Below are 20313 nucleotides of genomic sequence, written 5' to 3' on the forward strand. Positions count from 1 at the left end.
TCGGCCGGACCGGGTCCTCAGCCCTCCGCGGTCCCGTCGCCGGGCGCGAGCCCGCCCCCGGGCACGGTGGCGGTGCCGAAGTGCGGGCGCTTGGGCCGGACCTGGGCCCCGGAGCTCGTGCGCCGGATGCGGCGGGCCACCCACGGCCGCAGGTAGCGGTGGGCCCAGACGAGGTCCTCGCCCCGGGCCTGCCGCCAGGACGAGGGCGGGCGGTCGGGCACGACCTCGGGCACCAGGCCGTGCTCGAGGCCCAGGGTGTCGAGGACCTCGACCGCGATCCGGTGGTGGCCCAGGGGCGAGAAGTGCAGCCGGTCCGGGTCCCACATCGCGGGGTCCGCGAGCTCCCGCAGCCCCCACAGGTCCACCAGCACGGCGTCGTGCCGGGACGCGACTACCCGCACGTTCTCGTTGTAGACCGCGATCCGGCCCCGGATCCCCCGCAGCACGGGCGTGGCGCCGATGTCCGGGCCGTCGATCAGCACGACCGTGGCCCCGTCCGCCCCGAGCCGGCCGACGACGTCGTCCATCTCCTCGGCGATCGCGTCCGGGTCACCGCCCGGGCGCAGCATGTCGTTGCCGCCCGCGCAGATCGTCACGAGGTCCGGGGACAGCTCCAGGGCGGGCGCCACCTGTTCGTCGACGATCTGGCGGAAGAGCCGGCCGCGGATCGCCAGGTTGGCGTAGGACAGGCCGGGGGAGAGGTGGTCGAGCTCCTCCGCGACACGGTCCGCCCAGCCGCGGTGCCCGCCCGGGGACCCGGGGTCCGGGTCCCCGATGCCCTCCGTGAAGGAGTCGCCGATCGCCACCATGCGCCGCCACGGGTGGGCGCGCGCGCCGGTGTCCGGGGGTCCTGCGGTCGTGTCGGTCATGCCCCCGGTCTACCACCGGGCCCGGCGCGGGTCCACGGGACCGCGCCGGGCCCGCGCCCGTCCCGCCCGGGCACGGATGGCACACTGGGGGCATGACCGACGCCACCGTCCCCACCGGGACCGACACCCCCTTCGCCGTCTGGAGCAAGGACGCCGACGCCCGCCCCGGCACCCCGCTGCTGGTCCTCCTGCACGGCTACGGCTCGCACGAGCAGGACCTCATGGGCCTCGTCCCGGCGCTGCCGGACGAGTTCAGCGTGGCGTCCCTGCGCGCCCCTCAGCCCCTCCAGTTCGGCTACCAGTGGTTCCCCCTCGCCGCGGACCTCAGCTTCTCCCTCGACCGCGTGGCCGAGGCCGTCGAGCCGGTCGCGGCGTGGCTGCGGTCACTGGCCGCCGACCACCCCAGCATCACGCTGCTCGGGTTCTCGCAGGGCATGGCCATGGCCACGTCCCTCGCCCGCCACATGCCCGGAGAGATCGCCGCGGTGGTCGGGCTCTCCGGGTTCGTGGTGCCCGGGGAGCACCCCCTCTTCGCCGACGACCGCCTGCGGGAGCAGCCGCTGCGGATGTTCTGGGGCCGGGACCCGCAGGACCCGGTGATCCCGCAGGAGCTCGTGGACTCCACGGCCGAGTGGGCGCTGGACCACGCCGACGTCATGAAGGTGCACTACACCGGGGTGGGCCACGGGATCAGCCCGCAGGAGGTCGGGCACGTGCGCGAGTACCTCACCCAGGTGGTGCTGCGCGGACCGGACCGCCGGGTCAGCCCCCCGCGGTGATCCGCACCGAGGCGCCGCCGGCGGTGACGACGTCCCCCGGGTGCAGCTGCCGGCCGCGCCGCGTCTCGACCTCGCCGTTGACCGAGACCTGACCGTCCTCCACGAGGCCCCGGGCGTGCGCCCCGTCCTCGGCGAGGTTCGCCAGCTTGAGCGCCTGGCCCAGCCGGATCATGTCGTTGCGGATGGGCAGTTCGTCGGGGCCGCTGGGCTGCTCGGAAGTCGTCATGGCCCCATTGTCCCCGTTCCCGGGCGGTCGGCGGGCACCGCGGGAATTGGCTACGCTGGTCGCAGGACGTCGCCTGCGGCGTCCTCGTTCGTGCGGGCCGTCGACGGCCCGTTCCCGCCCGGCGCGCCGCCGGGCCGGACCACCCACCACGCGCGTCCGCAGCCGGCGGTCGGGCGAGACCCTGGAGGAGACCCACATGGCCCCCAAGTCCACGCTGGACAACGTCATCTCGCTGGCCAAGCGCCGCGGATTCGTGTTCCAGGCGGGTGAGATCTACGGCGGTTCCCGCTCGGCCTGGGACTACGGGCCCCTCGGCGCGGAGCTCAAGGAGAACATCAAGCACGAGTGGTGGCAGACCTTCGTGCGCGGGCGCGAGGACATGGTGGGCCTCGACTCCTCCATCATCCTCCCGAAGGCCGTGTGGGAGGCCTCGGGGCACGTGGCGACCTTCACCGACCCGCTCGTGGAGTGCACCTCCTGCCACAAGCGCGCCCGCCAGGACCACTTGATCGAGGCCTTCGAGGAGAAGAAGGGCCGCGCCCCCGAGAACGGCATGGCCGAGATCCCGTGCCCCAACTGCGGCACCAAGGGCCAGTGGACCGACCCGCAGCAGTTCTCCGGGCTGCTCAAGACCTTCCTCGGCCCGGTCGACAACCAGGAGGGCCTGCACTACCTGCGGCCCGAGACCGCCCAGGGCATCTTCGTGAACTTCAACAACGTGGTCACGGCGGCCCGCAAGAAGCCGCCGTTCGGCATCGGCCAGATCGGCAAGGCCTTCCGCAACGAGATCACCCCCGGCAACTTCATCTTCCGCACGCGCGAGTTCGAGCAGATGGAGATCGAGTACTTCACCCACCCGTCCGAGGCCGGGCACTGGTTCGACGAGTGGGTCGAGGCCTGCTGGAACTGGTTCACCGACCTGGGCATCGACCCGGACCACATGCGCCGCTACGACGTCCCCGAGGAGGACCGGGCGCACTACTCCGCCGGCACCATCGACATCGAGTACCGGTTCGGCTTCCAGGGCAACCCGTGGGGCGAGCTCATGGGCGTGGCGAACCGGACCGACTACGACCTCGGCGTGCACAACGAGCACTCGAACACGGACCTCAGCTACTTCGACCAGCAGACCAACGAGCGCTACGTCCCGTACGTGATCGAGCCGTCCTTCGGCCTGACCCGGTCGATGATGGCCTTCCTCGTGGATGCCTACACCGAGGACGAGGCCCCCAACTCCAAGGGCGGGGTGGACAAGCGCACGGTCCTGAAGCTGGACCCGCGCCTGGCCCCGGTCAAGGCGGCGGTGCTGCCGCTGTCCCGCAACGAGGACCTCTCGCCCAAGGCGAAGGACCTGGCCGCGGAGCTGCGCCGGAGCTGGAACATCGACTTCGACGACTCCGGGGCGATCGGGCGCCGCTACCGCCGCCAGGACGAGATCGGCACCCCGTTCTGCATCACGGTGGACTTCGACACCCTCGAGGACCAGGCCGTGACCATCCGCGAGCGGGACGCGATGACCCAGGAGCGCGTGGCCCTCGACCAGGTGAAGTCCTACCTCGCCGGGAAGCTCGTCCGCTGATGAGCGGCGCACTCACCGGTCCGGGGCTGCGGCCCTGGCGGGACGGGGACGACCTGCGGCTGCTCGAGGTCTGGCCCGACCCGGAGACGCCCCAGGCCGCGGCCTTCCGCGCGACCCTGCGCCCCGACGACGACGCCCCGTGGTCCCGCACCGTCGTGGCCGAGGACTCCGGCGTGCCGATCGGCGCCGGCACGGTCTACGAGTCGGCGCTGCACCCGTCCCGGCTGTGGGCCTACGTCGAGGTCGCCCCCGACCGCCGCGGCGAAGGACTCGGGCGGGCGCTGCTGGAGCGGCTGCGCACCGAGGCGGCGGGCGCGCCCTCGGGCGTGCAGGCCCTGCGCACGAAGGCGGCGCCGGGCTCGGCCGGCGAGGGCTTCGCCCGCGCCGCCGGGCTGGAGCCCGTCCAGGAGTCGCGGGTGGTCCGCGTGGCGGCCGGGGCGCTGCCCCTCCAGCCCCTGCGGGAGCAGCCCGACGGGACGCCGGCGCAGGCCGTCGAGGACCTGGCCACCGGCTCGGTGGAGCTCACCCGGGCCCTGTGGGCGTTCTACCGCTCCGTGCACGCCTGGGACGAGCCGGCGGACCTGCCGGTGGGGCGGGTCAACCAGCTGTTCCTTTCCGACGCCGCGCACGCCTACGGCGCGCTCGTGCTGCGCAACGGCGTGGGCCCCGGTGAGCGCGGGAGGATCTCCGCGTTCGCCGTGAGCTACCGGCCCGTCGAGCTCGACGCGACCCCCGGCGCCCGGGCCCCGGAGGAGGCCCCGGACGAGCCCGCCCACGTCATGCTCGGCTGGACGCCGGGGGACGCCGCGGCGGGTCCCGCGCTCGAGCAGCTGCTCGCGCTGCTGGCCCACCACCACCCCGTGCAGTTCCAGGCGGACGGGTCCATGGAGCCGCTGACCGCCGTCGTCGAGAACCTCCTGGCGGCCGGTGCCGCCTCGGTCGTGGAGACCTCCGTGGTCCTCGCCGAGCCCGGGGACTGAGCAGCCCGGCGGAGTGCCGGACGGCGTCCGGCGTGCGCAGGGTCCCGGGGTGCGCCCCGGGACCCGTCCCCGTCCCTGTCCCCGTCCGTGAGAGAATTCCCCGGTGATGGACACCTCTACCGAGAACCAGCCCGCCCGGCTCGACCTGCCGCCGCTGCACCTGGGCGACCTCACGATCGACGTCCCCGTGGTGCTGGCCCCCATGGCCGGGGTGACCAACAAGGCCTTCCGCCGGCTGTGCCGCGAGTACGGCGGCGGCCTCTACGTCACGGAGATGGTCACCGCCCGCGCCCTCGTGGAGCGGCGGCCCGAGTCGATGCGGATCATCGACCACGACCCGGACGAGACGCCCCGCTCGATCCAGATCTACGGCGTCGACGCCGTGCACGTCGGCCAGGCCGTGCGGATGGTCGTGGAGGAGGACCGGGCCGACCACATCGACCTGAACTTCGGCTGCCCCGTGCCCAAGGTCACCAAGCGCGGCGGCGGCTCCGCCCTGCCCTGGAAGACCGATCTGTTCACCGCCATCGTGCGCACGGCCGTCGAGGAGGCCTCCCGGGGGGACGTCCCCGTGACGATCAAGATGCGCAAGGGCATCGACGACGAGCACCTGACCTTCCTGGAGGCCGGCCGGATCGCCCGCGACAGCGGCGTGGCGGCGGTCTCCCTGCACGGGCGCACCCTCGAGCAGCACTACTCCGGCACCGCCGACTGGGACGCGATCGCGCAGCTGCGCGAGGCCCTGCCGGACGTGCCCGTGCTCGGCAACGGGGACATCTGGAGCGCCGAGGACGCCGTGCGGATGGTCGAGCAGACCGGTGTGGACGGCGTCGTGATCGGCCGCGGCTGCCAGGGCCGGCCCTGGCTCTTCGGGGACCTGCAGGCCGCGTTCGAGGGCCGCCCCGACCGCTTCCGCCCCGGGGTGGCCGACGTCGCCCGCACGATCCACCGCCACGCGGAGCTGCTCGTCGAGACCTTCGGCGACGAGGCCAAGGGCCTGCGCGAGATCCGCAAGCACGTCGCCTGGTACTTCAAGGGCTACCCCGTGGGCGGGGCCCTGCGCGCCCGGATGGCCCAGGTGCCCGACCTCGCGACCCTGCGTGAGCTGCTCGCCGAGCTCGACCTCGACCAGGGCTACCCCGGGGACGCCGTCGAGGGTCCCCGGGGCCGGGCCGGAACGCCGAAGCGGGCCCAGCTCCCGCACGGCTGGCTCGACTCCCGCGAGCTGGGGGACGCCGAGCGCCTCGGGCTGGTCGCGGCGGAGCTCGACGTCTCCGGCGGCTGAGCCGGCCCCCACGACACGGAAAGGACCGGGCATGTCCCACACGTCCATCGAGATCGACCGCACCGGCGCACCCGCCCCGGGCTACGAGGCCCGCGACGTCGCGCGCTGGGTGGCGGAGGACCACCACAACAAGTACCGCTCCGACTTCGAGCGGGACCGCGCCCGGATCCTGCACTCCTCGGGGCTGCGCCGGCTGGCCGCCAAGACGCAGGTCGTCTCCCCGGACACCGACGACTTCGTGCGCAACCGCCTGACCCACTCCCTCGAGGTCGCCCAGATCGGCCGGGAGCTGGGCCGGATGCTCGGCTGCGACCCCGACGTCGTCGACGCAGCCTGCCTCTCCCACGACCTCGGCCACCCGCCGTTCGGGCACAACGGGGAGTCCGCCCTGCACCGGCTGACCCAGCACATCGGCGGCTTCGAGGGCAACGCGCAGACCCTGCGCCTGCTGACCCGGCTCGAGCCCAAGGTGCTCGACGACGACGGCGGGCCCGCCGGCCTGAACCTCACCCGTGCCGTGCTGGACGCGGTGTGCAAGTACCCGTGGGAGGCCCACGAGGCGCCGCTGCGCGCTGACGGGACCCGGTCCCCGAAGTTCGGGGTCTACACGGACGACCTGCCGGTGTTCGCGTGGCTGCGCGACGGCGCCCCGGCGCGCACCAAGTGCCTCGAGGCCCAGGTCATGGACCTCTCGGACGACATCTCCTACTCCGTGCACGACGTCGAGGACGCGATCGCCTCGGGGCTCGTGCAGCTGGGCTGGCTCGCCGACACCACTCAGCGGGACCGGGTGCTCGAGCTCACCCGGCGCTGGTACCTGCCCGAGGCCGCGCCCGAGTCCCTCGACGCCGCGCTGACCCGCCTCGAGGACTCGTCCCTGTGGGTCCGGGAGATGGACGGGTCCCGCAAGGACCTCGCCCGGCTGAAGAACATGACCAGCCAGCTCATCGGCCGCTTCGCGATGTCGGCGGTGGGCGCCACCCGGGACATCTACGGCGAGGACCCGCTGACCCGCTACGACGCCCAGCTCGTGGTGCCGGAGGAGACCACGGAGGAGATCGGCGTGCTCAAGGGCATCGCCACGACCTACGTCATCACGGTGCGCGACGCCCAGCCGATCTACGACAACCAGCAGGAGGTGCTCTCGATCCTGGTGGGCGCGCTGATGGACTCGGACGGCCGGCACCTCTCGCCCGCGTTCGCTGCGGACTGGCACGAGCTCGGCGAGGGACCCGGCACCGAGGCCGCCCGGCTGCGGCTCGTCGTGGACCAGATCGCGTCCCTCACCGACCTCTCCGCGGTGTCCCTGCACGACCGGATCCGGGGCACCCACTGGCGCGTGGGGGACAAGCCGCTCTGGTGACCCGCCGGCCCGGAGCAGCACCGGATCCCGTTCAATGACTGTGAACTGGGCCGCACACGGTGCCGCTCCCTAGACTCGGCGCGTTTGTGCTCCACCTCACCAAGGGATGACTGCCATGGGAAACTCCACCGGATCCACCCCGCCGCCGGCGTCCGCCTCGACCCCGGGCGCCCGGCCGATCCTGCGCTCCCGGGCGTGGGTGGCACCGCTGTGCTGGATCGCCGTGCTGCTCGACGGCTTCGACGCCGTGGTGCTCGGGGCGGTCCTGCCGTCCATGCTCGAGAACGACGAGCTGGGCATGACCACCGCCCAGGGCACGGCCGTGGCCACCGCCGGCCTCGTGGGCATGATGATCGGCGCCCTGACCATGGGCTACCTGACCGACCGGCTCGGGCGCCGCAAGATGCTCATCGGGGCCGTGGTCCTGTTCTCGCTGCTGACCTTCGCCGCGGCGTTCTCGCCGAGCGTGTTCGTCTTCGGCCTCCTGCGCTTCCTCGCGGGTCTGGGCCTGGGCGGGTGCCTGCCCACCGCCATCGCAATGGTCACCGAGTTCGCCCGCCTCGGCCGGGGCTCCAACGCCACGACGCTCGTGATGACCGGCTACCACGTCGGCGCGGTGCTCACCGCGGCGATCGCCATCGTCGTCGTCCGCCAGTTCGGCTGGCAGGAGATGTTCGTCCTGGGCTCCCTGCCGGCCCTCGTGCTCGTGCCCCTCATGCTCGTGTTCCTCCCGGAGTCCCCCTCCTTCCTCGCGTCCAAGGGGCGCCTGGCGGAGGCCCGGGCCGTGGCCGAGCACTACGGGGTGCGCCTCGAGCACCACACCGCCGAGGAGCAGGCCGAGCAGGTCGGCGCCACGATGCTGCTCTCCGCCGGCTGGCGCCGGAACTCGATCGCGATCTGGGTCGCCTCCTTCATGGGGCTGCTGCTGGTGTACGGGCTCAACACGTGGCTGCCGCAGATCATGCGCGCCGCCGACTACGACCTCGGCAACTCCCTCGGCTTCCTGCTGATCCTCAACGTGGGCGCCATCGCCGGGCTGGCCGTCGCCGGGCGGGTGGCCGACCGGATCACCCCGCGCGTGGCGGGCATCATCTGGTTCCTCGGCTCGGCCGTGCTGCTCGCGTCCCTGGCGATCAGGCTGCCGCTGCTCGGCATCTACGTGCTGATCCTCGTCACCGGCTGCTTCGTGTTCTCCTCCCAGGTGCTCGTCTACGCGTTCACCGCCGCCAACCACCCGCCGCGGGTGCGGGCCACGGCGCTGGGCATGTCCGCCGGGGTGGGCCGGCTCGGGGCGATCTCGGGCCCGGTCGTCGGCGGCACCCTGCTCACGGCCGGCCTGGCCTATCCGTGGGGCTTCTTCGCCTTCGCCGCGGTGGGCGCCCTGGGCGGGCTCGCCCTGACCGGCAGCAGGACCCGTCAGGACCTGCGGGAGAGCTCCCGCTGAGCACCCGCACGCGGTGCCCGCTCCGGGGGCCGGCCGGTCCGCGCGGTGCTCCACCGCCCGGGCCGGCCGGCCCTCGGGCGTCGGGCGGCGCCCCTAGACTGTCCCTGTGGCAGGACTGATCAGACGCGAGGACATCGACGAGGTGCGGGCGCGCACCGACATCAAGGAGATCGTCGACGGCTACGTCACCCTCAAGAGCGCCGGCATCGGCTCCTGGAAGGGCCTCTGCCCGTTCCACGACGAGCGCACCCCGTCCTTCCACGTGCGGCCCCAGATGGGCACCTACCACTGCTTCGGCTGCGACGAGTCCGGGGACGTCATCTCCTTCCTCATGACCATGGACCACACCACGTTCTCGGAGACCGTGGAGAAGCTCGCGGCGCGGGTGGGCTACGAGCTGCACTACGAGCAGGGCTCCGGGCCGAACAAGGAGGAGGTCGGGCGCCGCCAGCGCCTGCTCGACGCGCACAAGGTCGCCGCGGAGTTCTTCCAGCGCAACCTCTACACCCGCCAGGCGGCCCCCGCCCAGCAGTTCCTGGGCGAGCGGGGCTTCGACGGCGAGGCGGCCCGGCGCTACGGCGTGGGCTACGCGCCCCGAGGCTGGGACCACCTGCTCAAGCACCTGCGGGACCGCGGCTTCACGGACCAGGAGCTCAAGCTCACCGGCATGTTCTCCGAGGGCAACCGCGGCCTCTACGACCGGTTCCGCGGCCGGCTCGTGTGGCCCATCCGGGCGGTCGCCGGCGAGGTCATCGGCTTCGGCGCCCGGAAGCTCCACGACGACGACCCGGGCCCCAAGTACCTCAACACCCCCGAGACCGCCCTGTACAAGAAGTCCCAGGTGCTCTACGGCATCGACCTCGCGAAGCGGGAGATCGCCAAGCAGCGGCGCCTCGTCGTCGTCGAGGGCTACACCGACGTCATGGCCTGCCACCTCGCCGGCGTGACCACGGCGGTGGCCACGTGCGGGACCGCCTTCGGGGCCGAGCACATCAAGATCGTCCGGCGATTCCTCTCCGACGACGGCGGCGGGGGAGAGGTGGTCTTCACCTTCGACGGCGACGCCGCCGGGCAGAAGGCCGCCCTGCGCGCGTTCGAGGAGGACCAGAAGTTCGTGGCGCAGACCTACGTGGCGGTCGAGCCCCACGGGATGGACCCGTGCGACCTCCGGCTCGCCCGCGGGGACGCCGCCGTGGCCGAGCTCGTGGAGAACCGCCGGCCGCTGTTCGAGTTCGCGATCCGGGCGACGCTGAAGAACTTCGACCTGGACACCATCGAGGGCCGGATCCGCGCGATGCGGGCCTGCGCCCCCATCGTGGCGCGGATCCGGGACCGCTCCCTGCGCCCGGCCTACGCGCGGCAGCTGGCGGGCTGGCTCGGCCTCGAGCCGGCGGAGGTCCAGCGCGCCGTCGACTCCGCGGGCCGCGACCGGCAGGAGGGGCGTCCGTCGCCGCACCGGCCGGTGGAGCCCGAGGCGTCCGGGCCCGCCCCGGTCGAGCTGCCCGACCCCCGCGAGCCCGTGGCGCGGATGGAGCGCGAGGCGCTCGAGACCGTGATCCAGTGCCCGGACCTGATGCTCGAGCGGCACTGGGAGGAGTTCGGCCTCAGCGCCTTCCGCTACCCCGTGCACGGGGCCGTGCACGACGCGGTCCTGGCCGCCCGCGCCGGGCTCCTCGGGGACGGGTCCGCCGTGCCGGGCGGTCAGGTCTGGGTGGACGCGGTGCGCGGCCACCTCCCCGAGCCCCTGCACGGCTACCTCGCCGAGCTCGCCGTGACGCCGCTGCCCGCCACCACCCAGCAGCAGCTGGAGCGCTACACCGCGGACATCCTCAACCGCCTCTTCGAGCTGCAGATCAACCGGCGGAAGTCGGACCGGCTGGCGGAGCTCCAGCGCACCGACCCCACCGGGCAGCGCGAGCGCTACCAGCAGCTCCAGCGGGAGCTGCTGGAACTGGAGATGCAGCGGCGGGGCCTCCGCCAGGACTGACCCGTCGGACCAGCCGGATTTGTCGAAGCCCGGCGGGAACGGTAAAGTGATGGCTCGTTGCACGCGTGCGTGCACGGTCCCCCGTAGCTCAATTGGCAGAGCATTCGACTGTTAATCGAAGGGTTACTGGTTCGAGTCCAGTCGGGGGAGCCATTCAGAAGGCCCTCACCGCGTCGAACGCCGGTGAGGGCCTTTCTCGTGCCGCCGACGTCCTGCCGGTGCGGGCGGTCCTCAGCCCAGGAGGCTGATCCGGACCCCGTCCGTGGGGGCGGGCACGTCGAAGACCGCCGTGTAGTTGAGGACGGCGGTCCAGACGGCCACGCGGACCTCGGTCTCCGACATCGCCTCGGGGCGGGAGGACACGGACACGGCCCACTCCCGGCCGTCGAAGAGCATCTCGACGGCCGTGACGGTGATGCCCCGGGCGGCCAGCGCCCCGGCGACACCGGTGCTCACGAGGGACTCTGCGGGACGGGTGTGGGGGATGGTGGTCATGGCGTGGTCCTTCCGGCGGGAGCTCGGATCAAGCTCACTTCCATTGACTCGCATCCAGTCGCGAAAATAATGCCCGCTCTTCGGTGGACATCCCGCTTCGGGGCGGGGCTCTGCAGCCCCAAGAAATCATGAAGTTCATAGGTTCCTCCTAGCGGGGACCGAAGTCCTCTCCGCATGCTGGGTCCGGGGCGGCTCCGGAAGCGCCGGGATCCCGGACGGCGTCCGGTGCACAGGGGGAAGCATGCGTTGGTCGGTCAGGACTGCTGGAGCTGTCGCTTCGCGGGGCCCACGTGGGGCGCGGAGGCCCTACCATCGCCTCGTCGGCGTCGACGCTGCCCGTGGTCTGGCTCTCATCGGTCTGATGTCCGTGCACATCCTGCCGTCCTACGACCACGAGACCCTGGAGCCGACCTGGTCCCACATTCTCTTCTCCGGGGACTCTGCGGCGCTCTTCGCGCTGCTGGCCGGCGTCGGCCTGGCCCTGGCCTCCGGCGGGACCCGTCCGCACGGGGACAGGGAGCTGGCCGCAGACCGGGTGGCGCTCGTGGTGCGAGCCGTGCTGATCGCCGTGCTGGGACTGGGGATCGGATCCTTGATGTCCGACGACCTGCCGGCGGACAACATCCTGATCTACTACGGCGTGTTCTTCCTGCTGGCCGCCCCCTTCCTGCGCTCGGGTCCGAGGACGCTGTTCGGCTCGGCGGCGGTCTTCCTGGTCACGGCGCCGGTGCTCATGCAGGTGCTGCGCGACAACCTGCCCGGCTTCGTCTCCGGCAACCCCACGTTCGGGGATCTGCTGACGCAACCGGTGGCGACGACCACCCAGTTGTTGCTGACCGGCACCTATCCGGCCCTGGCCTATCTGACCTATCTGCTGGCCGGCATGGGACTGGGCCGGCTCGACCTCGGGAGCAGAGCGATCCAGCTCCGCCTGATGGTGGTCGGCGTCGGCCTGTCAGCCTGCGCCCAGGTCGTCTCGTACGTTCTGATCCACGGCGCCGGCGGTTACGAACGGCTGCTGGCCGCCTCGTCGGGTGACGAGGAGGAACTGGCTGACGTGCTGGTCTGGGGATCGGACTGGTTACCCACCGAGACGTGGTGGTCACTGGCGGTCGCCACGCCGCACACCAACGCCCCGCTCGCCATTGCGGCAAGCCTCGGCACCGGCATGGCGGTGCTGGGCCTTTTTCTGCTGATCTCCCGCGTGGTCGGCTCCTGGTTGCTGCCGCTCTCGGCGATGGGATCGATGACCCTGTCCCTGTACACCGCTCACCTGGTTGCGCTGTCCTTCGAGGTCCACTACGACCGGCCCTACCTGTGGTTCACGATCCAGCTGGTGGCGGCGGTCCTGTTCGCGGTGGCATGGCGGCGAGCACTGGGCCAGGGGCCGCTGGAGCGGATGGTCGGCGCCGTGGCGAAGGGCGCTCGCCGGCGCTCGTTGGCTGCATCCGCCGGAGCGGGTCCCGGCTAAGGGCCGGGACCCGCTGCGGAACCGGCGTTCCCCCCGCGGTGCCGCGGTGCCGCCCGGAGCTCAGCGGCCGCTGGTGCTGGGCATCGTCTCCCTGGCCTCCACGCGCGAGGCGGTGATCGGATAGCGATCGGCGAGCACGGCCCGCGTGGCGTCCATCAGCAGCTCAAGACCTTCGTCGAGGTCTTTTCGGGAGATGTTCAGGGCGGGCATGGCCTTGAGGACCTCGGACCGCGCGCCCGAGGTCTCGACGAGCAGATGCCGTTCGAAGGCGGCGCCAGCGATCCGCTCCGCCAGCTCCGGGTCGGGGAAGTGGACTCCTGCGAGCAGGCCCCGTCCGCGACAGGTCGCTCCCTCCACCAGCGCCGCGATCCGCGCGAGGCCGTCCCCGAGCTGCCTCCCGCGCTCGACGACGGATCGCTGGAAGACGCCGCCGTCGGCCCAGTACTTCTCGAGAGCGGCGGTGCCGGTGACGAAGGCGGCGTTGTTGCCGCGGAACGTCCCGTTGTGCTGGCCGGGCTGCCAGATGTCCAGCTCGGGGCGCAGGAGGACCAGCGCCATGGGCAGCCCGTAGCCCGAGATGGACTTCGACAGGCACACGATGTCCGGGGTGATCCCGGCCTCCTCGAAGCTGAAGAAGGTGCCGGTGCGCCCACAGCCCGCCTGGACGTCGTCGACGATCAGCAGGACCTCGTGCTCCCGGCAGAGAGCCTCGAGTTCGCGCAACCACCCGGCACGGGCGGCGTTCAGGCCGCCTTCGCCCTGAACAGTCTCGACGATGACGGCGGCGGGACGTTCCACCCCGGAGCTGGAGTCCCCCCACGTCCTGGCCAGCCAGGACAGCCCCCACGACGGGTCGTCGAGATAGCCGTCGTACGGTGCGGTGGTGGCGAACGGCAGCGGCACTCCTGCGCCGTTGCGCTTCATGGCGTTGCCGGTGACCGACAGGGACCCCAGGGTCATGCCGTGGAAGGCATTCGTGAAGGCGGTGACGCCGGTGCGCCCGGTGTTCAGCCGTGCCAGTTTGAGGGCGGCCTCCACGCTGTTGGTCCCTGTGGGTCCGGTGAACTGGACCTTGTGGTCCAGGCCGCGCGGCCGGAGGACATGGTGCTCGAAGGCGGTGAGGAAGCGGCGCTTGGCCGTGGTGTAGGTGTCGAGGGAGTGGACGACGCCGTCGGCGGCCAGGTACTCGAGCAGCGCACGTTTCAGGTCCGGATCGTTGTGCCCGTAGTTCAGCGCCCCGGCGCCGGAGAAGAAGTCGAGGTAGACCTCGCCGTCCTCGGCGTGCAGCCGGGAGCCGCGAGCGGTCTCGAAGACCACCGGCCAGCTGCGGCAGTAGCTGCGGACGTCGGACTCGAGGGCCTCGAAGATCGTGGTGGACATGGTGACGACTCCCGGTGGTGAGGAATGGGCTAGGTGGTCATCGGGCCGGCCGGTTCTCCCGCTGAGCGCTCGTCGGTCGCGTAGGGCGGGGCGCCCATCCGGGTGGACGCCGGGACGGACGGACGTGTGCAACAGGAATGGGATGCGACGACCGGCCGTGCTCGGGCGGCGCCGTGTTCCGTGAGAGCCTGGAATCACATCCAGACGGAATTACCGGCCGGTCAGCGCACTCGTTCGACATGGCTCAGACCTTATTCACGCTCCCATGAGATGCCCAGACATTCCCGAACATTACCGACGGTTTTCCATCAGGGTCCGAGACACCCGCCTCGTTCGTGACAATTTGCGTTGGCACCGATCTGACCTGCAGAAACATCGCGAAAAACTCTCCACTGCATGCATTGGCGGCGTTACTCTGATTTCCGTTCGACCACTTCGGCAGGGGAATTCCGGAGACTTCAAAAGTTTGGTCGAATCCATGGTGCTCGAGCATTTCCATGCCTGCATCACGGCTTTCTTTGCAGTGCTTCGGGGAGTCACATGAGTTCGAACGTCGACAGCAGACCACAGCGCCGTGACCAGGCGATGTCGACCCTGCTCCCGCAGAACGACGGACCCGTTCTCACTTCCTTCATGGGGGACGGCAGTGTCCTCGGTGGATGCGAGGCCCGGCTCGAGCAGCTTTTCGAAGCCGTCTGCGACCGCTTCGGGAACGCGGGGCGGGACAGTTGCCTCGCCGTGGATGCGGACGAGACGCGTCTGAGCTACTCCGAGCTCGATGCCCAGGCGAACCGCCTGGCACGCCACCTTCTCGAGCTCGGGGCGGGTCCGGGGGACAGGATCGCGCTGCTCTTCGACCACGCCGTGCCCGCCTACACGGCCATGCTCGCGGTGCTGAAGATCCACGCGGCGTACGTGCCCCTGGATCCGGGATTCCCCCCGGACCGGATCGCCTACATCATCGAGGACGCCGACGTCTCACGTGTGCTCACGCTGGCGGGCCTGGAAGCCGTCGTGCCCGATGTCTCAGCCCTTCTCGTGTGCCTCGACCGCGAGCAGGAGCAGATCGACAGGCGGGATTCCGCACGGGTGCAGATCGGACGGAGCACCGTGGGTCAGGACGATCTGGCCTACATCATCTACACCTCGGGCTCCACCGGCCGCCCCAAGGGGGTGGCCATCGAGCACGCCAGCATCTGCAACTTCGTCCGCGTCGCCGCCGACGTCTACGGGATCCGACCGCAGCACCGCGTCTACCAGGGCATGACCATCGCCTTCGACTTCTCCGTCGAGGAGATCTGGGTCCCGTGGATGGCCGGGGCGACACTTGTGCCGAAACCACGTGGTGCCGCACTGCTCGGTCCCGAGCTGGCCGATTTCCTGGCTGAGCAACGGGTGACGGCGATGTGCTGTGTCCCGACACTCCTGTCGACCATCGAGGACGACCTTCCCGACCTGAGCTTCCTCCTGGTCTCCGGAGAGGCCTGCCCGCGGGACCTGATCGCCCGCTGGCACCGGCCCGGCCGTCGCTTCCTCAACGTCTACGGCCCGACGGAGGCGACCGTCACGGCCACCATGGCTGTGGCCCATCCCGATCGGCCGGTCACCCTGGGGGAGCCCCTGCCGACCTACTCCGCCGTCATCCTCGATCCGGAAAGTCCCCGGGTCCTTCCTCGCGGTGAACTCGGCGAGATCGGGCTGGCGGGCATCGGCCTCGCCAAGGGGTATGTCAACAGGGACGATCTCACGGCCAAGGCGTTCATCCCCGACTTCATCGGGATTCCCGAGAACCCGTCGGGACGGATCTACCGGACCGGGGATCTGGGCAGGTTCACCGAGGACGGTGACATCGAGTACCACGGCCGCATCGACACCCAGGTCAAGGTGCGGGGCTACCGCATCGAGCTGAGCGAGATCGAATCCGTCCTCCTCCGCGTCCCGGGGATCGCCCAGGCCGTGGTCAACACGTACGAACCGGAGCCTGGATTCGTCGAGCTCGTGGGGTACTACACCGTTCGCCACGACGGGGCGGACCTCCAGGACCAGGAGATCCGCGGACAGCTCCGTGAACGCCTGCCCGGTTACATGGTGCCGGCGTACCTCGAGCGGCTCGACCGCATTCCGACGCTGCCCAGCGACAAGGCCGACCGGAAGAGCCTTCCGGCCCCCCGGGGGCATCGCACGACGGGCGTCGACGACGAGTACGTCGCTCCTTCGTCCGGGACGGAAGAAGTGCTCGCAGAAGCGCTCTCCTCCGTGCTCCGTCTCGAGAAGGTCTCGGCGGCCGCGAACTTCTTCACGGATCTCGGCGCGAACTCGATGCTCATGGCCCAGTTCGCCGGTCGTCTGCGCAAGGACGCGCGAGTTCCCGTGCCGGCGATGCGCGACCTCTACACCGCCCCGACGATCTCTGCGCTTGCGAAGACGCTCGAAGCCGTTCCCGTCCAGGCTCCGGCCGAGAGCACGTCGGCCCGGTCCCCGCGTCCCGAGCCCCTCGGCGCCGCGCAGCACATCCTGTGCGGCACGCTGCAGGCCCTGGTCTTCGTCCTGACCACGTTCGTGGCGAGCCTCGTCCTCCTGGAGGGCTACCTCTTCGCCAGCAGCGGTCAGGGGCTCGCGGACGTCCTCTGGCGTGCCTTCGTCTTCGGGACCCTGTCCTTCGTCGGGTGGAGCCTGTTCCCGATCGCGGCCAAGTGGTTGCTCGTCGGGCGCTGGACGGTCCAGGAGTTCCCCGTCTGGAGCCTGGCGTACTTCCGGTTCTGGCTCGTCAAGAACATCATCCGTGCCACGCCCATGCGGATGTTCATCGGCACCCCCGTCTATCCGCTCTACCTGAGGGCACTGGGCGCCAAGGTCGGCAGGCGGACGGCGATCTTCTCCCGTTTCGTGCCGGTGTGCACCGATCTGCTCACGATCTATGATGACGCCGTGGTGCGGAAGGACGCGCTGATCAGCTGCTACCGGGCCCATGACGGCTTCATCCAGACGGGCACCGTCCGCCTCGGTCGTGATGCACTGGTCGGCGAGGGCTCCGTCCTGGACATCCACACCGCTCTCGGAGACGGGGCGCAGCTGGGCCACGCCTCGTCCTTGCACGCGTCACAGACGGTGCCCTCGGGGCAGCGGTGGCACGGATCACCGGCCCAGCCGACCGACACGGACTTCCGGACCGTTGCGCCGGCCGACTGCGGTCTGCGCCGGCGCGTCGTCTACAGCACCGCCGCCGTTCTCTACCGGCTCGTACTGACACCCGGTATCGGCCTCGGCGTGCTGGCCCTGCTCATTCCCTTCTACCTCGGGCTCGAGCACCTCGACCACGGCAGTCCGTGGTTCTACGTCGACCTCCTGGCGCTCACGCTGCTTCTGCTCCTGGTGGGGCTCACGGTCTCCGTGGGCGCGCTCGCCGTCGTACCCCGGGTCCTCAACCTGTGCCTGACGCCCGGGCGCGCCTACCCGCTGTACAGCTGGCGCTACGCAGTGCAACGAGCGATCGATCGGATGACCAACGTGCAGTTCTTCATGCGGCTGACGGGAGACAGTTCGCTGATCGTCCACTACGTGCGCCTGCTCGGCTACAAGCAGCCCGATCTGGTGCAGACGGGCTCGAACTTCGGACTGGCCACAAAACAGGACAATCCGTACCTGGTCACCACGGGCAGCGGGACGATGATCGCCGACGGACTGGCGATCATGAACGCGGACTTCTCCGGCAGCTCGTTCATGGTCTCGCCCGTGACCATCGGAGCCCGTAGCTTCCTGGGCAACAACATCTACTATCCGTCCACCGCTGCGACCGGCGACAACTGCCTCTACGCCACCAAGGTCATGGTCCCCGTGGACGGTCCGGCCCGCGAAGGGGTCGGACTGCTGGGCTCACCGGCCTTCGAGATCCCCCGCACGGTCCGCAGGGACGTCGACTTCAGGGCGCAGGGGACCGGACCCGAGCTGCACGCGCTGCTGCGAGCCAAGAACCGGCACAATGCGGTGACTATCCTGTTCTTCCTGCTGCGGGGTTGGATCTATGCTGCGGCAGGACTGCTGCTCGCCTCCTACGCCGTCGCCCTGCACAGCATCTTCGACGTTTTCGCGGTCGCCGGGGCATTCCTGGGGATGTTGCTCTTCAGCGTCGCCTACTTCGTGCTGGTGGAACGGGCCTCGCTCGGCTTCCGCCGGCTCCGGCCGATCTTCTGCTCGATCTACCAGGAACCATTCTGGCGCACGGAGCGGTTCTGGAAGCTCAGCGCGAGGGCTTACCTGGAGGTGTTCAACGGCACGCCGTTCAAACCGCTCATCTGGCGTCTGCTGGGCGTGCGGATGGGCCGGCGCGTGCTGGACGACGGTTGCTACATTCCGGAACGGACGCTCGTCAGCATCGGCGATGACTGCACACTGAATGTTCTGTCGATCGTGCAATGCCATTCCATGGAGGACGGGGCGTTCAAGGTCGAGGGAACGACGGTCGGTGCGCGGTGCACGCTCGGAGCCAACTCCTTCGTCCACTACGGCGCCACGGTCGGGGACGGCGCGGTGGTGGAAGTCGACACGTTCGTCATGAAGGGCACGGAGATCCCCTCCTTCTCGTCGTTCGGGGGCAATCCTGCCCGCGAATTCACCACCGCCCGCCCTCCTGAGCTCACCACGTCCTCCGGCCGACACGCCGCTCCCCGGCGGACGGGACTGCCTCGGCTTCGCCTGGTCGGGCCGCGGAGACGGGGCCGGCACGGAACGCCGTACCGTCGGCACGAGCGGGCCCGGACATCCGGCGGTTCGCGGTGACACCGCGCGGTGCGTGTGGCGACGGATCCCCTTGTCCGGGCATCTTCAGAGCTACTGCCGCGTCCACCGAGCAGTAGTGCCGAAGCGTGACCGTACCGCGCCCGGATCGTCATCGTTTGCTATTGAGTCCCTTGTCAGAAGCGAATTACGCTCATCACACCAGATACACCAAGGGGGAACACAGTGAAAACTCTGGAAAAGATGGTAGCCAGCGTCGCGGTGGCGGGACTGTTGTTCGGGGGAGCCTCGCCGGCACTCGCTGACGGCGGTGGCGACCGGCACAAGAAAGACGACAAGGGCCACGGTCGGTACGACGAGCGCAAGAACGGCGAGGTGGATGTCGTCGTCAAGTACCGGCACCACGGGCACTGGAAGTCGAAGACCTATGAGGACCAGACTCTCAAGGAGGCGGCGTCCAAGGCCAAGGAGAAGTGCCACGGCGGCGACTGGTGGGACTACTACAAGGACGCCCGGAAGGTGGACCGGACCGGCAAGTCGGACAAGGTCTGCGACAAGCGGTACGTGAAGGTCTACTTCGAGCAGGACGAGGACAAGGACCGGCACTGGGACAAGGACAAGGGCCGCGACAAGGACCACAACAAGGACAAGCACGACGGCAAGGACAAGAAGGACAAGAGGGACAAGAAGGACTGACACCGGTCCTGGCGCACTGACGGGAGGGCCCGTCCGGGATTCCGGACGGGCCCTCCCGTGCGTTGCCGCAGGCCGCTTCACGGCCCGGTGCTCGCCCGCCCCCGGCGTCCCCGATGGTAGTTTGGTGCTCAGTCCACGTACTTTTCACATCATCAACGGAGGCGGGCATGAGTCATTCGGTAGGCCCCAGCACGGGCGGGACGTCAGGAACCAGGTCGGAGCACTCCGATCCGGGATCGGCGTCGATCCTCGACGTCGTGAAGGTCTTCGCCCGGCTGCTGCCCAAGCAGCTCAAGGACGAGGCCCAGCTCGCCAAGCTCGAGCTCACGGAGAAGGCGAAGACGCTGGGCAAGGGAGCGGCCTTCGTCGTCGTCGGCCTGGTGTTCCTGCTGCTGGCGACGATCGCCCTCGTCGGTGCGGCGATCGCCGGGCTGGCGCAGGTCATGCCCGCCTGGCTGGCCGCTCTGCTGCTCGCCGTGCTGTTCCTGATCATCCTGGCCGTCGCGGCGCTCATCGGGGTGTCGACCATCAAGAAGGCCCTGCCGCTCGTGCCGCGCAAGGCGGTCTTCGGGACGAAGTACGACCTCGGCGTGGTCAAGGAGGGGTCCGCCTACACCGAGAGCCGCGTCCAGCGCGAGGAGCAGCTGGCCCGCGAGCGCAAGGAGCAGGAGAAGCGCGAGGCCGCCCAGGACCCGGCCCGGCAGAAGCCCCCGGCGCCCACCGAGGAGCAGCTGCGGCACCGGCTCAAGCTGCGCCGCGAGCACCTCAAGACGCTGCGCGACGACGTCCAGGGCCGCGCGGAGACCATTCAGTCCACCACCAAGGGCTTCGTGGACCGCACCAGCCGCACCGTGAAGGCCACGCCGAAGGACGTCAAGGGCCTGCTCGCCCAGGGCGGGGCGAAGTCCGGCTCGCGGGCCGGCGCCGGGCAGGCCGGGATCGGCGAGCGGTGGCAGCCGCTCACGGTGCTGGCCGTGGCGGGGAGCGCGTTCGTCGTCTTCCTGCGCAAGCTGTTCCGGTGACGT

At 70.5% G+C, this 20313-nt stretch carries 15 protein-coding genes and 1 tRNA gene; 12 read left to right on the forward strand and 4 right to left on the reverse strand.

Features of this window, described 5'->3' with window-relative positions; translation table 11 throughout:
* Positions 1-17 precede the first annotated feature (17 nt).
* The gene (locus tag AVL61_RS06045) at positions 18-869 is read right to left on the reverse strand and encodes an SGNH/GDSL hydrolase family protein (RefSeq protein ID WP_058873461.1); all 852 of its coding nucleotides are present in this window, start codon (positions 867-869) and stop codon (positions 18-20) included.
* Between the two features lie 92 nt (positions 870-961).
* Between AVL61_RS06045 and AVL61_RS06050 the strand changes: the two genes are divergently transcribed.
* Entirely contained in the window at positions 962-1648 is a 687-nt protein-coding gene (locus tag AVL61_RS06050; protein WP_058873462.1) for an alpha/beta hydrolase, read from the forward strand.
* On the opposite strand, the gene AVL61_RS06055 is transcribed toward AVL61_RS06050, so the two are convergent.
* A complete protein-coding gene (locus AVL61_RS06055) occupies positions 1632-1874 on the reverse strand; it encodes an RNA-binding S4 domain-containing protein (RefSeq protein ID WP_058873463.1) in 243 nt (80 codons plus the stop codon). The two genes, AVL61_RS06050 and AVL61_RS06055, sit on opposite strands and share 17 nt — an antisense overlap.
* Before the next feature lie 196 nt (positions 1875-2070).
* Here AVL61_RS06055 and AVL61_RS06060 point away from each other — a divergent pair, with 196 nt between their 5' ends.
* From AVL61_RS06060 to AVL61_RS06090, 7 genes are all read left to right on the forward strand, one after another.
* On the forward strand, positions 2071-3453 hold the full coding sequence (locus AVL61_RS06060) for a glycine--tRNA ligase (protein ID WP_058873464.1): 1383 nt from the start codon (positions 2071-2073) through the stop codon (positions 3451-3453).
* Entirely contained in the window at positions 3453-4433 is a 981-nt protein-coding gene (locus tag AVL61_RS06065; RefSeq protein WP_058873465.1) for a GNAT family N-acetyltransferase, read from the forward strand. The genes AVL61_RS06060 and AVL61_RS06065 overlap by 1 nt, the downstream gene beginning before the upstream one ends.
* A 106-nt stretch (positions 4434-4539) precedes the next feature.
* Positions 4540-5718 (forward strand): tRNA dihydrouridine synthase DusB, encoded by a 1179-nt coding sequence (gene dusB / locus AVL61_RS06070; RefSeq protein ID WP_058873466.1) that lies wholly within the window; start codon positions 4540-4542, stop codon positions 5716-5718.
* Between the two features lie 31 nt (positions 5719-5749).
* The gene (locus AVL61_RS06075) at positions 5750-7081 is read left to right on the forward strand and encodes a deoxyguanosinetriphosphate triphosphohydrolase (RefSeq protein ID WP_058873467.1); all 1332 of its coding nucleotides are present in this window, start codon (positions 5750-5752) and stop codon (positions 7079-7081) included.
* A 115-nt stretch (positions 7082-7196) separates the two neighbouring features.
* A complete protein-coding gene (locus tag AVL61_RS06080) occupies positions 7197-8525 on the forward strand; it encodes an MFS transporter (RefSeq protein WP_197412650.1) in 1329 nt (442 codons plus the stop codon).
* Between the two features lie 106 nt (positions 8526-8631).
* On the forward strand, positions 8632-10512 hold the full coding sequence (gene dnaG, locus AVL61_RS06085; protein WP_058873468.1) for a DNA primase: 1881 nt from the start codon (positions 8632-8634) through the stop codon (positions 10510-10512).
* A 77-nt stretch (positions 10513-10589) separates the two neighbouring features.
* Positions 10590-10665: transfer RNA gene (locus tag AVL61_RS06090), tRNA-Asn, on the forward strand.
* A 78-nt stretch (positions 10666-10743) separates the two neighbouring features.
* Here AVL61_RS06090 and AVL61_RS06095 read toward each other — a convergent pair.
* On the reverse strand, positions 10744-11007 hold the full coding sequence (locus tag AVL61_RS06095; protein WP_058873469.1) for a hypothetical protein: 264 nt from the start codon (positions 11005-11007) through the stop codon (positions 10744-10746).
* Between the two features lie 241 nt (positions 11008-11248).
* Here AVL61_RS06095 and AVL61_RS06100 point away from each other — a divergent pair, with 241 nt between their 5' ends.
* The gene (locus AVL61_RS06100) at positions 11249-12478 is read left to right on the forward strand and encodes a heparan-alpha-glucosaminide N-acetyltransferase domain-containing protein (protein ID WP_058873470.1); all 1230 of its coding nucleotides are present in this window, start codon (positions 11249-11251) and stop codon (positions 12476-12478) included.
* A 60-nt stretch (positions 12479-12538) separates the two neighbouring features.
* Here AVL61_RS06100 and ectB read toward each other — a convergent pair whose 3' ends face one another.
* Positions 12539-13858, reverse strand: a complete 1320-nt coding sequence (gene ectB / locus AVL61_RS06105) for a diaminobutyrate--2-oxoglutarate transaminase (protein ID WP_058873471.1) — start codon at positions 13856-13858, stop codon at positions 12539-12541.
* Positions 13859-14254: 396 nt separating this feature from the next.
* Here ectB and AVL61_RS06110 point away from each other — a divergent pair, with 396 nt between their 5' ends.
* The 3 genes from AVL61_RS06110 (at position 14255) to AVL61_RS06120 (ending at position 20310) form a co-directional block, all read left to right on the forward strand.
* Positions 14255-18634, forward strand: coding sequence for a Pls/PosA family non-ribosomal peptide synthetase (locus tag AVL61_RS06110; protein ID WP_231738294.1), 4380 nt, complete (start codon positions 14255-14257; stop codon positions 18632-18634).
* A 201-nt stretch (positions 18635-18835) separates the two neighbouring features.
* Entirely contained in the window at positions 18836-19288 is a 453-nt protein-coding gene (locus tag AVL61_RS17805; protein WP_058873472.1) for a hypothetical protein, read from the forward strand.
* A gap of 167 nt (positions 19289-19455) precedes the next feature.
* Positions 19456-20310, forward strand: a complete 855-nt coding sequence (locus AVL61_RS06120; RefSeq protein WP_058873473.1) for a phage holin family protein — start codon at positions 19456-19458, stop codon at positions 20308-20310.
* Positions 20311-20313 lie beyond the last annotated feature (3 nt).

This window comes from Kocuria rosea subsp. polaris (genome assembly GCF_001483755.1).
Classification (GTDB): domain Bacteria; phylum Actinomycetota; class Actinomycetes; order Actinomycetales; family Micrococcaceae; genus Kocuria; species Kocuria cellulosilytica.

Excerpts from the sequence above, each read along its gene's own strand:
- AVL61_RS06045 (WP_058873461.1), bottom strand. The coding sequence starts at position 869 with ATGACCGACACGACCGCAGGACCCCCGGACACCGGCGCGCGCGCCCAC.
- AVL61_RS06050 (WP_058873462.1), top strand. The coding sequence starts at position 962 with ATGACCGACGCCACCGTCCCCACCGGGACCGACACCCCCTTCGCCGTC.
- AVL61_RS06055 (WP_058873463.1), bottom strand. The coding sequence starts at position 1,874 with ATGACGACTTCCGAGCAGCCCAGCGGCCCCGACGAACTGCCCATCCGC.
- AVL61_RS06060 (WP_058873464.1), top strand. The coding sequence starts at position 2,071 with ATGGCCCCCAAGTCCACGCTGGACAACGTCATCTCGCTGGCCAAGCGC.
- AVL61_RS06065 (WP_058873465.1), top strand. The coding sequence starts at position 3,453 with ATGAGCGGCGCACTCACCGGTCCGGGGCTGCGGCCCTGGCGGGACGGG.
- dusB (WP_058873466.1), top strand. The coding sequence starts at position 4,540 with ATGGACACCTCTACCGAGAACCAGCCCGCCCGGCTCGACCTGCCGCCG.
- AVL61_RS06075 (WP_058873467.1), top strand. The coding sequence starts at position 5,750 with ATGTCCCACACGTCCATCGAGATCGACCGCACCGGCGCACCCGCCCCG.
- AVL61_RS06080 (WP_197412650.1), top strand. The coding sequence starts at position 7,197 with ATGGGAAACTCCACCGGATCCACCCCGCCGCCGGCGTCCGCCTCGACC.
- AVL61_RS06095 (WP_058873469.1), bottom strand. The coding sequence starts at position 11,007 with ATGACCACCATCCCCCACACCCGTCCCGCAGAGTCCCTCGTGAGCACC.
- AVL61_RS06100 (WP_058873470.1), top strand. The coding sequence starts at position 11,249 with ATGCGTTGGTCGGTCAGGACTGCTGGAGCTGTCGCTTCGCGGGGCCCA.
- ectB (WP_058873471.1), bottom strand. The coding sequence starts at position 13,858 with ATGTCCACCACGATCTTCGAGGCCCTCGAGTCCGACGTCCGCAGCTAC.
- AVL61_RS06110 (WP_231738294.1), top strand. The coding sequence starts at position 14,255 with ATGCATTGGCGGCGTTACTCTGATTTCCGTTCGACCACTTCGGCAGGG.
- AVL61_RS17805 (WP_058873472.1), top strand. The coding sequence starts at position 18,836 with ATGGTAGCCAGCGTCGCGGTGGCGGGACTGTTGTTCGGGGGAGCCTCG.
- AVL61_RS06120 (WP_058873473.1), top strand. The coding sequence starts at position 19,456 with ATGAGTCATTCGGTAGGCCCCAGCACGGGCGGGACGTCAGGAACCAGG.